11 protein-coding genes are annotated in these 14,052 nt (G+C 60.0%); 9 read left to right on the forward strand and 2 right to left on the reverse strand.

Translation table 11 applies throughout. The annotated features are described in order from the left end of the window. The first annotated feature begins 258 nt into the window (after positions 1 to 258). Positions 259 to 1,170, forward strand: a complete 912-nt coding sequence (locus FPT12_RS05890) for an SDR family oxidoreductase (protein ID WP_145015054.1) — start codon at positions 259 to 261, stop codon at positions 1,168 to 1,170. Positions 1,171 to 1,823: 653 nt separating this feature from the next. After that, entirely contained in the window at positions 1,824 to 4,298 is a 2,475-nt protein-coding gene (locus FPT12_RS05895; protein WP_256676621.1) for a dermonecrotic toxin domain-containing protein, read from the forward strand. 25 nt (positions 4,299 to 4,323) lie between these two features. Here the strand turns inward: FPT12_RS05895 and FPT12_RS05900 are convergent, their stop codons facing one another. Further along, positions 4,324 to 5,130: an IclR family transcriptional regulator gene (locus tag FPT12_RS05900; protein ID WP_145015055.1), complete on the reverse strand. Its 807-nt coding sequence runs from the start codon at positions 5,128 to 5,130 to the stop codon at positions 4,324 to 4,326. A gap of 165 nt (positions 5,131 to 5,295) precedes the next feature. On the opposite strand from FPT12_RS05900, the gene hmgA reads away from it, so the two are divergent. Genes hmgA through maiA form a run of 3 tightly spaced genes read left to right on the forward strand, consistent with a single transcriptional unit; the run spans position 5,296 to position 8,559 of the window. After that, complete coding sequence (gene hmgA / locus FPT12_RS05905) at positions 5,296 to 6,600, forward strand: homogentisate 1,2-dioxygenase (RefSeq protein ID WP_145015056.1); 1,305 nt, start codon at positions 5,296 to 5,298, stop codon at positions 6,598 to 6,600. A gap of 3 nt (positions 6,601 to 6,603) precedes the next feature. Further along, the gene (gene fahA / locus FPT12_RS05910) at positions 6,604 to 7,908 is read left to right on the forward strand and encodes a fumarylacetoacetase (protein WP_145015057.1); all 1,305 of its coding nucleotides are present in this window, start codon (positions 6,604 to 6,606) and stop codon (positions 7,906 to 7,908) included. Between the two features lie 12 nt (positions 7,909 to 7,920). Further along, entirely contained in the window at positions 7,921 to 8,559 is a 639-nt protein-coding gene (maiA, locus tag FPT12_RS05915) for a maleylacetoacetate isomerase (protein ID WP_145015058.1), read from the forward strand. Between the two features lie 102 nt (positions 8,560 to 8,661). Here maiA and FPT12_RS05920 read toward each other — a convergent pair whose 3' ends face one another. Next, positions 8,662 to 9,465 carry a SirB1 family protein gene (locus FPT12_RS05920; protein WP_145015059.1) on the reverse strand — a complete coding sequence of 268 codons (804 nt, stop codon included), beginning with the start codon at positions 9,463 to 9,465 and terminating at the stop codon, positions 8,662 to 8,664. Positions 9,466 to 9,649: 184 nt separating this feature from the next. On the opposite strand from FPT12_RS05920, the gene FPT12_RS05925 reads away from it, so the two are divergent. The 4 genes from FPT12_RS05925 to FPT12_RS05940 all read left to right on the forward strand — a co-directional run bounded on the left by FPT12_RS05925 (position 9,650) and on the right by FPT12_RS05940 (position 13,987). Next, positions 9,650 to 10,669, forward strand: coding sequence for a Glu/Leu/Phe/Val dehydrogenase dimerization domain-containing protein (locus FPT12_RS05925; protein WP_145015060.1), 1,020 nt, complete (start codon positions 9,650 to 9,652; stop codon positions 10,667 to 10,669). 101 nt (positions 10,670 to 10,770) lie between these two features. Next, entirely contained in the window at positions 10,771 to 11,868 is a 1,098-nt protein-coding gene (gene pdhA / locus FPT12_RS05930) for a pyruvate dehydrogenase (acetyl-transferring) E1 component subunit alpha (RefSeq protein WP_145015061.1), read from the forward strand. Next, positions 11,861 to 12,850 (forward strand): alpha-ketoacid dehydrogenase subunit beta, encoded by a 990-nt coding sequence (locus FPT12_RS05935; protein WP_145015062.1) that lies wholly within the window; start codon positions 11,861 to 11,863, stop codon positions 12,848 to 12,850. The genes pdhA and FPT12_RS05935 overlap by 8 nt, the downstream gene beginning before the upstream one ends. 27 nt (positions 12,851 to 12,877) lie before the next feature. Next, positions 12,878 to 13,987: a dihydrolipoamide acetyltransferase family protein gene (locus tag FPT12_RS05940; RefSeq protein ID WP_145015063.1), complete on the forward strand. Its 1,110-nt coding sequence runs from the start codon at positions 12,878 to 12,880 to the stop codon at positions 13,985 to 13,987. Positions 13,988 to 14,052: the final 65 nt, after the last annotated feature.

Below are 14,052 nucleotides of genomic sequence, written 5' to 3' on the forward strand. Positions count from 1 at the left end.
GCATCCTTGGCAAAATGGCGCATATCCTACACGCGAACAGGCTAGAAGCCCTAGGGACTGCCCCTCATTCAGCGAATGGCTGTCTCGCCGGTCAACGTAGTGCTGCCCGGCTGCTCAAGCACGGTCCGTGCGAGCGCATTCGCGCTCATCATCCCCCCGCCTTATTGCACACCATTCAGCCTCAGCCCTGTTGATTGTGACTACCCGCGCCGTGCCTGACACTCGGGCTCACTGTCCCTGGCCTGCTGGAGTTTGGTAATGAAAGAGTCTGTGCGCTTTGAAGATAAAGTGGTGATCGTCACCGGTGCAGGCGGCGGCCTCGGACGGGCTCATGCGTTGTTGTTCGCCAGGCAGGGCGCCAAGGTACTGGTCAATGATCTCGGCGGTTCGGCTCAAGGCGAAGGCGCCAATGCCTCGGCAGCCGACCGCGTGGTGGCAGAGATTCGCGAGGCCGGCGGCACGGCCGTGGCCAACCACGATTCGGTGACCGACGGCGACAAACTCGTGCAACACGCACTCGATGCCTTTGGCCGCGTCGACGTGGTGGTCAACAACGCAGGGATACTGCGCGACAAGACCTTCCACAAAATGGAAGACGGCGATTGGGACCTGGTTTACCGCGTGCATGTCGAAGGTGCTTACAAAGTCACCCGCGCCGCGTGGCCGCACATGCGTGAACAAAACTACGGTCGAGTGATCTTCACCGCCTCGACCTCCGGCATCTACGGCAACTTCGGCCAGTCCAACTACGGCATGGCTAAACTCGGTCTTTATGGCCTGACCCGCACCCTGGCCATCGAAGGCCGCAAGAACAATATTCTGGTCAACGCCATCGCCCCAACCGGTGGCACACGCATGACCGAAGGCTTGATTCCGCCACAAGTCTTCGAACAGCTGAAACCGGAATTGGTCAGCCCGCTGGTGGTGTACCTGGCCAGCGAAAACTGCCAGGAAACCTCTGGCTTGTTTGAGGTCGGTGGTGGCTGGATGGGCAAAGTGCGCTGGGAACGCAGTCTCGGCGCCGGTTTCGATCCTCGCGAGGGCTTCTCGCCGGAAGACGTTGCGGCTCATTGGGAGCAGATTTGCGACTTTGAAGGTGCGGTGCATCCCAAGGACAACATTGAGGCGCTGAAGGAAATGATGGCGAATCTGCAGAAGTATTCGCTGTAATACCGAGAACTATTGCCGGGGTGGGCTCAATCACCTTCGCTTCTGAACACTCCCTCATCGAACTCCGTGCTCACGGGGTTCTTTTATTTCGCCCATAAAAAAGGCCGCTGCAAACGCAGCGGCCAAGGTAAGACGTTGGATCAAGGAGCTACAAATCAACGTCAGTGAACACGGGGCGATGAACTGAAGGGTTTGCTTCAACTCATCTGAAGTCGGTCACAGTGCAAGTGGGCTGTTCACACTTCACTGCGTGGGCGCTTTCAGGTGGTTTGCCGTGAAAGCCAGGCAAGGATAAGTCCTTATCCCCAAAGGAAAAACAGCGATTCGTGACAATGACTATTACAGCCTCGACAACAGTCGTGATCACACACCCGCCTCCCCACCATAGCAGCTGGCGCAGCCGTCGTGAAATCAGGCTCCACGGTTTGTCGGGCGTGGAGCGCAGAACTCAGGCTGCGGCCAGGGAGAAAGTGTTGGGGGGCTGGGTTAGTTGGGTTTTACCAGTGTGTTTGATGGGCTTGATGTTGCTGTTTGTAATACAAGAATGGAAAAGGTATCGGGTTTTGGTATTGGGTTGGTTGTGCTCTACATTGGCGAAATTAAATAAATGAACGACGGTCTGTCGTTTTATAAAGTGCCAAAAGGAAGCGTGCATGAATATCAATGTTCCAACAGCAATGCGGGTTGACGGAGTTCATGGAGAACTTCTGCGCCCATCGAAACGAGCAATGTCCGAACAGCCTCACCTTATTCCGGATTGGCTGCAGCGTGCCAGTGAAGAGGATCGTCAGTATTACTTTGATACGGAACAGTCCCTGGCACAAAAAGAACACCTGCTGGATAAGCTGCTGGCTGAAACCAAATCCCTGAAGGCGTTCGCACGTTTTTATGCCCAAGAGATTGTCGAACTTGAAACCGGTGAACGTGTCGACCCGGAGCAGATATTTGTCAATACTCGCCATACGTTCTATGTGGGTCAGCAAAAGGTCGTTCAACGCAATCGCCTGACCCTTCCCGAGTTTCTGATCAATGGTTTGTATGATCCGGCCATTGTTCCACTGGAGATCACCCTTGAAGGTGAGAAGTTGCCGTCAGACTTTACCGAGCAAGTCCTGCTAGAGGTGATGGGCGACGCGAGCATGCGTTCGTCGTATGCCGAGAAGTTTGAAGAGAAGTACCGTAGTGAGGCGGTGTTGCATGCCCAGCAGGTCGCGCTGGACAGTCGTACGGACCTGAGTTCGTTCAGCGCGAAATTGCAGGGGCATATTAGCGACGAGAGCCTCGATATCGTCGATAGGGCCAGTCAAAGGGCCAGGAATTTCACGTTGGGGAGCCTGACGCTCGTTGGTTCAGAAACCGCGCTGCGAAGGATGATTGTTTATTGCGGGCCGAAAGGTGAGGACGGTCCTTGCGTTCTCTATTCGCCTGAAGCTCCAGGAGGCCAGGTCTGGTACGAGTTCATCAGTATTCGGCAACTGGAGGCCCATGTCATAGACCTGATACGTCTGCCCGAAGGACGCAGTTACCTGCTTCAGCAGTCTCACGCCAGTGAGCGAGGGCGCACCGATGCGTACATGAGGCGCCTTCTGGATCTTCCGAGTCAGTGGAATGGTATCCAGCGCGACCCTTGGCCAGCGTACGGTCCCGGTGCGTTACGCCAGGCTGTTTTGCTTGATGTCGGTTGGCTGCGGGGTGAACTGGAGGCGGTCATTCCAGCCGGTTATCGCTCGGCCTCGTCCTACCAGCGACGATTTTTCGCCCGCTTGAACACCGAGCTTAAAGCATTGACCCAGCTTGCCACCCGTGAGACGGCGCTGATCAGTTACGAGAAGTTTGCATTCAACCTCATTAAACAGAGAGTTGAAGATATTCTGGTCGGACACGGTGAAACCGTCGTCGTGAATCCCGATTTGATGGTCGTGGCGCTGGACGAGTCGCAAGAAATGACCTTGTCTCAACTGATCATCAAAGAACATCACATTACGCAAGGGAGCGGGCCGATACATAACCCGGGACTCTACCCGAAACTGCGTTTGTTGGACGGTCATCCAGCCATCTCCGGTCAGTTGCTGTCCGACGTACTGATGCAATACGTCGTGAGCTGGTCGAAGACCTTGCGTCCGGGTGAAAAATATATCGACATGCTGTCCACGGACTACCTGGACAAAAATGCCCCTGGTTATGCGCTGAAACGCGATGTGTATGTAAACCTGCGGCTGCATGAAATGCAGCGCGCCGTGTTATCGGAACTTTTCAGCGGCAGACTTGATAAGCGACAAAGTTTGGATATCGAGGGCGCTATTGACCGATTGCGCGAAGCGGAGCCCTCCGGTCTGTGGGACTATGAAGAGCCTGAATCTCCCCAGCGCGACGGTGTCTACGCGTTTCATCTGGAAGGCCGCAGGATCGAGGGCGTTTATGTTTTTCGGATAATGAACAACGGGCTGGCTGAGGACTTGTTGTATACCCCGCATGCCCCGGATGAACGATGGTTTCGACCGCTGGCCGAGTTCGCCAGGTCGGTCAAAGTGAAAGGGTTAGGCCGTTATTACTGCCAGCGCGCCCAGTTCACCGACCAGCGGGTGGTCAAAACTTACATCGAAGCGGTGCAGCGCAGCCGTGTCGACGTCGAACCGCCAAAACTGCAATTCGATAGCCGTGTGCGCGACTTTTCTCGTTGTTACGGCGATATGATTGGCCAGGTCATTAACGGTGTCGATGCTCAAACCAGGAGTCTTGTCGAGTTGGTTGGCAAACTGGTTTATGACGCTGCTGTAGCGGCAGTCACCGTCGTTGGCTGTGTGTTCCCACCGATCGGTTTTGGACTGAGCGCCGTGGTGATTGCAAAAGGGGTGTTCGATGGGGCCAGGGCTTATCACGAAGGTGATTATAAAGCGCTGTTCACAAGCTACCTGGATTGCATGCAGGAACTGGCCACAATGCGCATCGGCAAGTTAGGGTTCTCGCCCCTGCAGAAGGCAATTGCCAAGCGCTTGGGCGATGCGAATACCTGTTTGAGCGTTGTCTCGGCCTGCAGCGGGCAAACGGCGGATCTGGCGGTGATGACCGAGTTGATGAAGGAGGCGTTTGCAGAGCCTGAGTCCAGCGAGCAGACGCTGCTGGAGTAAGCACAGGCGTTGAGCGTCGAACGCTTTAACCGATGGCGGCGCTGGGCTCATAGCCCATCCGCCAACTCACGGCCCGGGTCGCCGCCAGCAATCGCTGCGCCGCCGGGCCGTTTTCATCGGCATGGAACAACGACGTCGGGCCGACAATAGTCAGCACTGCCGCCACTTGGCCGACCGCATTGAACACCGGGGCCGAGAGCGCATCGACTCCCGGCATCAGCAAACCATGCACATGATGCAGGCCGCGTTCGCGGATCTGTTCACACAACGTCGCGTAGACCTGGTCATCGGCCAGCGGGTGGGCAGCCGTTGCCTGCACTTCCAGTTCGCGTAATTCGACAGTTTCACGGTTCGGCAAATAAGCACTGAACACCAGTCCGGTGGATGAACTGAGCAGCGGCAGTACCGAACCCAGTTGCGTCACCACCGTCACTGCACGCACCGCCGGTTCGATATGCACCACGGTTGCACCCTGGTTGCCCCATACCGCGAGGAAGCAGGTTTCGTTCAGGTCGTCGCGCAACTCGGCCAGTGGCAGGGCGGCGACTTTCAGCACGTCCATACTGTTTAAAGCGGCCAGGCCGACGCGCAAGGCTTCGCGGCCGAGACCGTAATGGTTGGTGGCGGCGTTTTGTTCGGCAAAACCACTGGCGATCAACGCCTGCAAATAGCGGTGAACTTTGCTCGCTGGCATCTGCACGTGTTCGGCCAGGCGCGACAACGACGTCGATGGCGACAACTCGGCCAAAGCCTTGAGGATGTCGGTGCCGACCTCGGCCGAGCGGACTTTCTGTTTACCGCTGTCGGCGGTGCTGCTACGCGGCTTTTCCATGGAGGCGGTGTGATCCCGGGACGAATGGGCGTCTTTATAGCTTGACGGTCAATACCAATCAAATTACGTTATGCGTAATCGAATTACGACAAAAATAACCTGGGCGTGCCGAGACTTCTGAAAGGGAGCCATAGGCCACGGCCTACTCCCTGTTCAGGAGGCTCCATGAACCTCGATTCAACGGCGCCAGCGCTGGTTTACCAGTCAGGTTTCGGCAACGAATTCAGCAGCGAAGCGCTGCCCGGCGCACTGCCCGTCGGCCAGAACTCCCCGCAAAAAGCCCCTTACGGTCTCTACACCGAACTGTTCTCCGGTACTGCGTTCACCATGGCGCGCAGTGAAGCGCGACGCACCTGGATGTACCGCATTCAGCCGTCGGCCAATCACCCGGCGTTCGTCAAACTGGAGCGGCAATTGGCTGGCGGACCGCTGGGCGACGTGACGCCCAACCGCCTGCGCTGGAACCCTTTGGATATTCCTGGCGAACCGACCGATTTCATCGACGGTCTGGTGCGCATGGCGGCTAACTCGGGTTCGGAAAAACCGGCCGGGATCAGCCTTTATCACTACCGCGCCAATCGCTCCATGGAGCGGGTGTTCTTCAACGCCGATGGCGAGTGGTTGCTGGTGCCGGAGCTGGGTCGGTTGCGCATCGCCACCGAACTCGGCGTGCTGGAGCTGGAACCGCTGGAAATCGCCGTGCTGCCACGCGGTTTGAAATTCCGCATCGAATTGCTCGACCCGCAAGCCCGTGGCTACCTGGCCGAGAACCACGGCGCGCCGCTGCGCCTGCCGGACCTCGGGCCGATTGGCAGTAACGGTCTGGCCAATCCACGGGACTTCCTGACTCCGGTCGCGCACTACGAAGACCTCAAGCAACCGACCACCCTGGTACAGAAATTCCTCGGTGAGTTGTGGGGCTGCGAGCTCGACCATTCGCCGCTGAACGTGGTCGCCTGGCACGGTAATAATGTGCCGTACAAATATGACCTGCGCCGCTTCAACACTATTGGCACGGTCAGCTTCGATCATCCGGACCCGTCGATCTTCACCGTGCTGACGTCGCCGACCAGCGTCCACGGTCTGGCCAACCTCGATTTCGTGATCTTCCCGCCGCGCTGGATGGTGGCCGAAAACACCTTCCGTCCACCGTGGTTCCACCGCAACCTGATGAACGAATTCATGGGCCTGATCCAGGGCACCTACGACGCTAAGGCCGAAGGTTTCCTGCCGGGTGGTGCGTCGTTGCACAGCTGCATGAGCGCTCACGGGCCGGACGGCGAAACCTGCACCAAGGCGATCAATGCCGAGCTGGCTCCGAGCAAAATCGACAACACCATGGCCTTCATGTTCGAGACCAGCCAGGTGTTGCGCCCAAGCCGCTTTGCCCTCGATTGCCCGCAACTGCAAAACAACTACGATGCATGCTGGGCCTCGCTGCCCGCCACTTTCAATCCGAACCGGAGATAACCCATGACTCAGACCACCCCCACTCGTAGCTGGGTTGCCTCCGCCAACGGTCACACCGACTTCCCGCTGCAAAACCTGCCCCTGGGTGTGTTCAGCACTCAGGGTTCGGCACCGCGCAGCGGTGTGGCGGTCGGCGAGCATATTTTCGACCTGGAAGCGGCGCTCGAAGCCGGTCTGTTCGACGGTGCGGCGCGTTCGGCCGTCGAAGCCACCCGTGGCGGTCAACTGAACGCGTTCTTCGACCTCGGAGGTGGCGCCCGCGTGGCCCTGCGTGAACGTCTGCTGGAACTGCTCAAAGATGGCAGCACCCTGCGCGGCAAGATTGAAGCCCAAGGCGCAAAACTGCTGCCATTGGCTACCGATTGCCAGATGCACCTGCCAGCCAGGATCAATGACTACACCGACTTCTACGTCGGTATCGAGCACGCGCAAAACGTCGGCAAACTGTTCCGCCCGGACAACCCGCTGCTGCCGAACTACAAGTACGTGCCGATCGGCTATCACGGCCGCGCATCGACCATTCGCCCGTCCGGCACCGACGTGCGTCGTCCGAAAGGCCAGACTCTGCCCGCCGGTCAGACCGAACCGACGTTCGGCCCGTGTGCGCGCCTGGACTATGAACTGGAACTGGGCATCTGGATTGGTCAGGGCAATGAGATGGGCGACTCGATTGCCATCGGCGATGCCGCCGAGCACATCGCCGGTTTCTGCCTGTTGAATGACTGGTCGGCGCGCGACATCCAGGCCTGGGAATACCAGCCACTGGGGCCGTTCCTGTCGAAAAGCTTCATTACCAGCATCTCGCCATGGGTCGTCACCGCTGAAGCGCTGGAACCGTTCCGCCGTGCCCAACCAGCGCGTCCCGAAGGCGATCCGCAGCCGTTGCCGTACCTGTCCGACAAGCGTGATCAGGCCGCTGGCGCCTTCGATATCGAACTGGAAGTGCTGCTGCTCACCGAAGCCATGCGCGAACAAAACCTGCCAGCCCATCGCCTGACGCTGAGCAACACTCAATACATGTACTGGACCGTGGCGCAACTGGTCGCGCACCACAGCGTCAACGGCTGCCAGTTGCAGGCCGGTGACCTGTTCGGTTCGGGCACTTTGTCAGGGCCGGAAAACGGTCAGTTCGGTAGCCTGCTGGAAATCACCGAAGGCGGCAAAAAACCGATCGAACTGCCTTCGGGCGAGGTGCGCAAGTTCCTTGAAGACGGCGACGAAATCATCCTGCGTGCACGCTGCAGCCGCGACGGTTTCGCCTCCATTGGTTTCGGCGAATGCCGCGGCAAAATCCTCCCGGCACGTTAAGAGGTTCAGGCCATGGAACTCTTTACCTACTACCGTTCGACGTCGTCCTTTCGGGTGCGCATTGCCCTGGCACTCAAAGGGCTGGAGTACCAGGCGCTGCCGATCAACCTGATCGCACCGCAAGGTGGCGAACACCAGCAACCGGCTTATTTGCACATCAACCCGCAAGGCCGGGTGCCAGCCTTGCGCACCGATGAAGGCGAGTTGCTGATCCAGTCCCCGGCGATCATCGAGTACCTGGAAGAGCGTTATCCACAGGTGCCGCTGCTGTCCAAAGACCTGGCCAGGCGCGCGCATGAGCGTGGGGTGGCGGCGTTGATCGGTTGCGACATTCATCCGCTGCACAACGTCAGCGTGCTCAATCAGCTGCGCCAACTCGGTCATGATGAGCCGCAGGTGGTGCAGTGGATCGGTCACTGGATTACTCAGGGGCTGGCGGCGGTCGAGCACTTGATTGGTGACGAGGGTTACTGTTTTGGCAGCGCGCCCGGGATGGCGGATGTCTACTTGATCCCGCAGTTGTATGCGGCCGAGCGTTTCAACATTTCTCTTGAGGCGTATCCGCGGATTCGCCGGGTTGCGGCGCTGGCAGCACAGCATCCGGCGTTCATCAAAGCCCACCCGGCCAATCAGCCCGATACCCCGAAGTAACGCAATACCCTGTGGGAGCGAGCCTGCTCGCGATGAACGATAACGCGGCCAGTCAGTAACACCGAAGCGCCTGCATCGCGAGCAGGCTCGCTCCCACAAAAATCAATGCACCACGCTGTTGGGTGGCAAATGCCCCAGCCGTTCGGTCAGACGAATGCGCTGGATCGGGTCGTCGCTGAGCAACAAGGCATGTTCCAGGTCGAAACGCTCGGCGTTGGGGCAGTCCAGCCGTTGATAGAGGCTGGCGCGGGCCAGGTAGTCGCTGACGCAGGCATTGCCGAGCTCCAGCACCCGCTCGGCATCGATCAGTGCGCCGATGTTGTCGTCGTTGGCTAAATGCAACTGACGCAAGTTGCGCGACAGCCGCTGGAGCATTTGGACCGGATCGCTAGTAACCAGATGCTCGGCGTTGAGCTGCATGTTCGGGCCGTACTGGCGTTGCAGCAACTCGCGGCAGTCGTTGGGGTACAGGCGCCGACCGCCACACGGGTCGAGCACATGATCGGCCCCCGGCACCCGCAACAGAAAGTGCCCGGGAAAATTCACCCCGACCATTGGGATCTCCAGCCGTCGGGCCAACTCCAGCGCGATCAAACCGAGGGCCAGCGGTTGCCCGCGTCGGCGTTCCAGCACCTTGTTGAGCAGTGCCGCCTGCGGACGCAGCGGGACGGATTCGTCCTGTTGATAACCCATGTCATTGAGTCGCCGCAACAACGGTTGGGCCAACTCGCTGACCGGCAACATCGGCAAACCGGCGCTGACCCGTTGTTGCAGATCCTTGAATTGCTCCAGCAGGACCTCGGGCTTCACCTGTGGATCATGTTCGGCAGCGATCCACAGCGCCGCTTCGAAGAGCGCCGGTGGCGAGCGTTGCAGACAAGCGAAAAAAGCGTGGCGCGGGTTCATCAAAATCTCCGGCGGATGCCTCGTTTTAGCCCCGTCTCAGGCATTCGTCCAGTGCTGTACACATGCCGTTGCAGGTTATGTCGTAAAGGCTGTAAAACCCCCGCTGCTTATTCCGGTGCGCTTCAGCAATTTTCAGCCGCAGGCCTATACTGGCGACTACAAGAAGTGATTCGGGAGCCCTACGATGTTCGCTCTCATGCAAAGCACTCGCCTTGAATCGCTGCACCTGAGCGTTGACCCGGTGACCGGGTTGAAGGCGGTGATTGCCATTCATTGCAGCCGTTTGGGCCCCGCCCTCGGTGGCTGCCGTTACCTTGCCTACCCCGACGATGAAAGCGCCGTGATGGATGCTGCTCGCCTGGCGCAAGGCATGAGTTACAAGGCCGCGCTAGCCGGGCTGGCGCAGGGTGGCGGGGTGGCGGTGATCATTCGCCCGCCCCATGTCGAAAGCCGCGCAGCCTTGTTCGAGGCCTTCGGCCGCGTTGTCGAACAGCTCGACGGTCGCTACATCACGGCCATCGACAGCGGTACTTCTGTCGCCGACATGGATTGCATTGCCCAGACAACCCAGCATGTCACCAGCACCACCGCCGCTGGCGATCCGGCGCCGCATGCCGCCATGGGTGTGTTCGCCGGTATTCGCGCCACAGCCATGGCCCGCTTGGGCAGTGACAACCTCGAAGGCCTGCGGGTGGCGGTCCAGGGGTTGGGCAATGTCGGTTTTGCACTCGCCGAGCAACTGCATGCCGCCGGGGCCGAACTGCTGGTCAGCGACATCGACGCCGGCAAGGTACAACTGGCCATCGAGCAGTTGGGCGCCCGTCCGATTGCCAACGAATCGCTGCTCAGCACTCCGTGCGACATCCTCGCGCCTTGCGGGCTGGGCGGCGTGCTCAACAGCCACAGCGTTGCGCAATTGCGCTGCGCCGCAGTGGCCGGTTCGGCCAACAATCAGCTGACGAACCTGCAGGTTGCCGACCAGTTGGAGAACCGCGGCATTCTGTATGCGCCGGACTACGTGATCAATTCCGGCGGGTTGATTTATGTATCGCTCAAACACCGTGGCGAGGCGTTGTCGAACATCACCGCGCACCTCTCGAAAATCAGCTCGCGGCTGACTGAAGTCTTCGCCCATGCCCAGGCTGAAAAGCGCTCGCCAGCCCGGGTGGCGGATGAGCTGGCAGAGAAAGTGCTGTACCGATGACGGAGTGAGGGCCTTACCCGGTCGACTTGCTCCCTGAGCCTGGCGCCACGAGCGTCAGGCCCGACAACGGCACGCTGACCCGGCGTGCAAGGAGCCGTTTCATGCCGCGTAACAAGGTCGACCTTCCCTACACCCGCTATTTATCCCCCGACGGCCAGGCATTGAGCGAACTTCCCGCCTGGGCCGACGACTTCAATCTGCTGACCCGCCTCTACCGGCAAATGATCCTGACCCGTCTCTTCGATCAAAAAGCCGTCGCCCTGCAACGCACCGGGCGCATCGGTACTTACGCGCCGACCCTCGGCCAGGAAGCGATCGGCGTGGCCGTCGGCAGCCTGATGCATCCTGAAGACGTGCTGATCCCGTATTACCGCGACACCGCCGTGCAATTGATGCGCGGGGTGCGCATGGAGGAGATTTTGCTGTACTGGGGCGGCGATGAGCGCGGTAGCGATTTTACCGAGCCCGCGGCGGTCGAGGATTTCCCGATCTGTGTGCCGATCGCCACCCAGGCGCTGCACGCGTGCGGCGTCGCCAGTGCCTTCAAGATTCGCGGCGAACATCGGGTCGCCGTGACCACCTGCGGCGATGGTGCGACCAGCAAGGGCGACTTTCTTGAGGCCTTGAACGTCGCGGGGGCCTGGCAGTTGCCGGTGGTGTTCGTGATCAACAACAACCAGTGGGCGATTTCGGTGCCACGGCGGATTCAATGCGCTGCGCCGACCCTGGCCCAGAAGGCGATCGGCGCCGGTTTCCACGGCGAGCAAGTCGACGGTAACGACATACTCGCGGTCTATGATCGGGTGCAAATCGCTCTCGAACGCGCGCGTCACGGTAAAGGTCCGGTGTTGCTGGAGTGCGTGAGTTACCGCCTCGGCGATCACACCACCGCAGACGATGCGACCCGCTATCGCCCGGCCGAAGAGGTCAAACAGGCCTGGCTGGAAGAACCGGTCAAGCGCTTGCAGCGTTTTCTGGCCGGGCAGGGCGTGTGGGACGAAGGCCGCGAACAGGCACTGATCGCCGAGTGTCAGGCGCTGGTGCAGGGCGCTGTGGATAACTTCGATGCGGCCGGCCAGCAGTCACCTGAATCGGTGATCGATCACGTTTATGCCCAGTGGCCGGCGGCGTTGGCCGAGCAGCGCGAGTGGTTGCTCGAACGCGCGGCGCGCCGTGCAGGAGGGGCCGCTCATGAGTAACGGCAAAGTCACGCTGCTGGAGGCGGTCAACCTGGCGTTGCATCGGGCCATGCGCGAGGACGAAAACGTGATTGTGCTCGGTGAGGACGTCGGCGTGAACGGCGGTGTGTTTCGCGCCACGCAAGGGCTGCGCGACAGTTTTGGTTTCAAGCGGGTGATCGACACGCCGCTGGCCGAAACCATGCTCGGCGGCCTGGTGATCGGCATGGCGGCCCAAGGGCTGAAGCCGGTGCTGGAAATCCAGTTCATGGGTTTCATCTACGCGGCCATGGAGCACCTGGTGTCCCACGCCAGCCGCATGCGCAACCGCACGCGCGGGCGGATCACTTGCCCGATGGTGCTGCGCACGCCGATGGGCGCGGGGATTCGCGCGCCGGAACATCACAGTGAAAGTACCGAAGCGTTGTTTGCCCATATCCCGGGGCTGCGGGTGGTGATTCCTTCATCGCCGGCGCGGGCTTACGGCCTGTTGCTGGCGGCCATCGACGACCCGGACCCGGTGCTGTTCCTCGAACCGACGCGGCTCTACCGGATGAACCCGCAACCGTTGATCGACGATGGCAAGCGTCTGCCGCTGGACACCTGTTTCACCTTGCGTGAAGGCAGCGATATCACCCTGATCAGTTGGGGCGCCAGTGTCATGGAAACTTTGCAGGCCGCGACTGCACTGGGCGAGCAGGGGATTTCGGCCGAGGTGATCGATGTCGCCTGCATCAAGCCGCTGGACCTCGACACGCTGGAAGCGTCGGTGCGCAAGACCGGTCGTTGCGTGATCGTCCATGAAGCGCCACGCACCTGTGGCGTCGGCGCGGAAATCGCCGCCAGCCTCTACGAACGTGCGTTGCTGGATTTGCAGGCACCGATCCTGCGGGTGACCGCACCGGATATTCCGCCACCGTTGTATCGGCAGGAGTTGCTGTACATGCCGAATGTCGAAGACATCCTTCACGGCTGCGACAGCGTGCTGCTGCACCACGTCTAAAGAGGCGCCTGAGGCCCGGAGGCTGCAATGAAATATTTCAAATTGCCCGACCTGGGCGAAGGGCTACAAGAAGCGGAAATCGTCGAATGGCACGTCAAGGTCGGCGATGCGGTGAAGGCTGATCAACTGCTGGTTTCGGTGGAAACCGCCAAGGCCCTGGTGGATATTCCCGCACCTTACGACGGTGTGGTGGCGAAAACCTTCGGCGGCGAAGGTGACATCCTGCATGTCGGCGAACCCTTGCTGGGGTATGAAGGCGAGGCGGATGCCGGCACGGTGGTGGGCCGGCTTGAAGGTGGCGGCAGCAATCAGGAGGATCAGTTTTTCGTTGGCGCCGCGCCCTCGACCCGCGAGCATATGAGCGCTCGCGCTACCCCGGCGGTGCGGCAACTGGCCCGACAATTGGGCGTCGAGTTGAATGGACTAAGCGGGTCCGGCCCCAATGGGTTGATCACCCGCAGCGATGTTGAAACTGCCTCGCAGACCGAGCGCGACAAATTTGGCGGGGAGAAGCTGCGCGGAGTGCGTCGCAGCATGGCGCTGAACATGGCCCGGTCCCACGCCGAAGTCGTGCCGGTGACGATCTTTGCCGATGCCGATCTGCATCGTTGGGGCAATGCGCGTGAGCCGTTGATCCGCCTGGCCAAAGCCATGGCGGCCGCCTGTGCCGTGGAGCCGGTGCTCAACAGCGGGTTTGATGGCAAGACCTTGTCGATCAAGCACCACGGCACATTGGACCTGGGCATCGCTGTCGACACTCCAGACGGTTTGTTCGTGCCGGTGCTGCGTGATGTCGGCAATCGTTCGTCCGCCGATTTGAAAGAGGGCGTGACTCGTTTACGCGCTGATGTGAAAGCGCGCTCGATTCCGGCCAAAGAAATGATGGGCGCGACCCTGACCTTGTCGAACTTCGGCACTTTGTTCGGGCGCTATGCCAATCCAGTGGTGGTGCCACCGCAAGTGGCGATTCTGGCCGCAGGGGCGATTCGCGATGAACCGGTGGCGATGGATGGCAAGGTGCTGGTGCATCCGATATTGCCGTTGTCGCTGACCTTCGATCACCGGGTCGTGACGGGCGGTGAGGCCGCGCGCTTCTTCAAGGTGTTGGTCGAGGCATTGGAACAACCGGACGGTTGAAATCCAGGCATGAAAAAGGCCCTGAGTCAGTGACTCAGGGCCTATTCAATTCGGGCGTTGTTTAC

Origin of the sequence: Pseudomonas sp. H3(2019), assembly GCF_007713465.1 — a bacterium.
Taxonomy (GTDB): Bacteria; Pseudomonadota; Gammaproteobacteria; order Pseudomonadales; family Pseudomonadaceae; genus Aquipseudomonas.

What these genes read in the sequence shown, in the direction of transcription:
- maiA (WP_145015058.1), top strand. Translation starts at nt 7,921, where the DNA reads ATGGAACTCTTTACCTACTACCGTTCGACGTCGTCCTTTCGGGTGCGC.
- FPT12_RS05920 (WP_145015059.1), bottom strand. Translation starts at nt 9,465, where the DNA reads ATGAACCCGCGCCACGCTTTTTTCGCTTGTCTGCAACGCTCGCCACCG.
- FPT12_RS05940 (WP_145015063.1), top strand. Translation starts at nt 12,878, where the DNA reads ATGAAATATTTCAAATTGCCCGACCTGGGCGAAGGGCTACAAGAAGCG.
- FPT12_RS05900 (WP_145015055.1), bottom strand. Translation starts at nt 5,130, where the DNA reads ATGGAAAAGCCGCGTAGCAGCACCGCCGACAGCGGTAAACAGAAAGTC.
- fahA (WP_145015057.1), top strand. Translation starts at nt 6,604, where the DNA reads ATGACTCAGACCACCCCCACTCGTAGCTGGGTTGCCTCCGCCAACGGT.
- hmgA (WP_145015056.1), top strand. Translation starts at nt 5,296, where the DNA reads ATGAACCTCGATTCAACGGCGCCAGCGCTGGTTTACCAGTCAGGTTTC.
- FPT12_RS05890 (WP_145015054.1), top strand. Translation starts at nt 259, where the DNA reads ATGAAAGAGTCTGTGCGCTTTGAAGATAAAGTGGTGATCGTCACCGGT.
- FPT12_RS05925 (WP_145015060.1), top strand. Translation starts at nt 9,650, where the DNA reads ATGTTCGCTCTCATGCAAAGCACTCGCCTTGAATCGCTGCACCTGAGC.
- FPT12_RS05935 (WP_145015062.1), top strand. Translation starts at nt 11,861, where the DNA reads ATGAGTAACGGCAAAGTCACGCTGCTGGAGGCGGTCAACCTGGCGTTG.
- pdhA (WP_145015061.1), top strand. Translation starts at nt 10,771, where the DNA reads ATGCCGCGTAACAAGGTCGACCTTCCCTACACCCGCTATTTATCCCCC.
- FPT12_RS05895 (WP_256676621.1), top strand. Translation starts at nt 1,824, where the DNA reads ATGAATATCAATGTTCCAACAGCAATGCGGGTTGACGGAGTTCATGGA.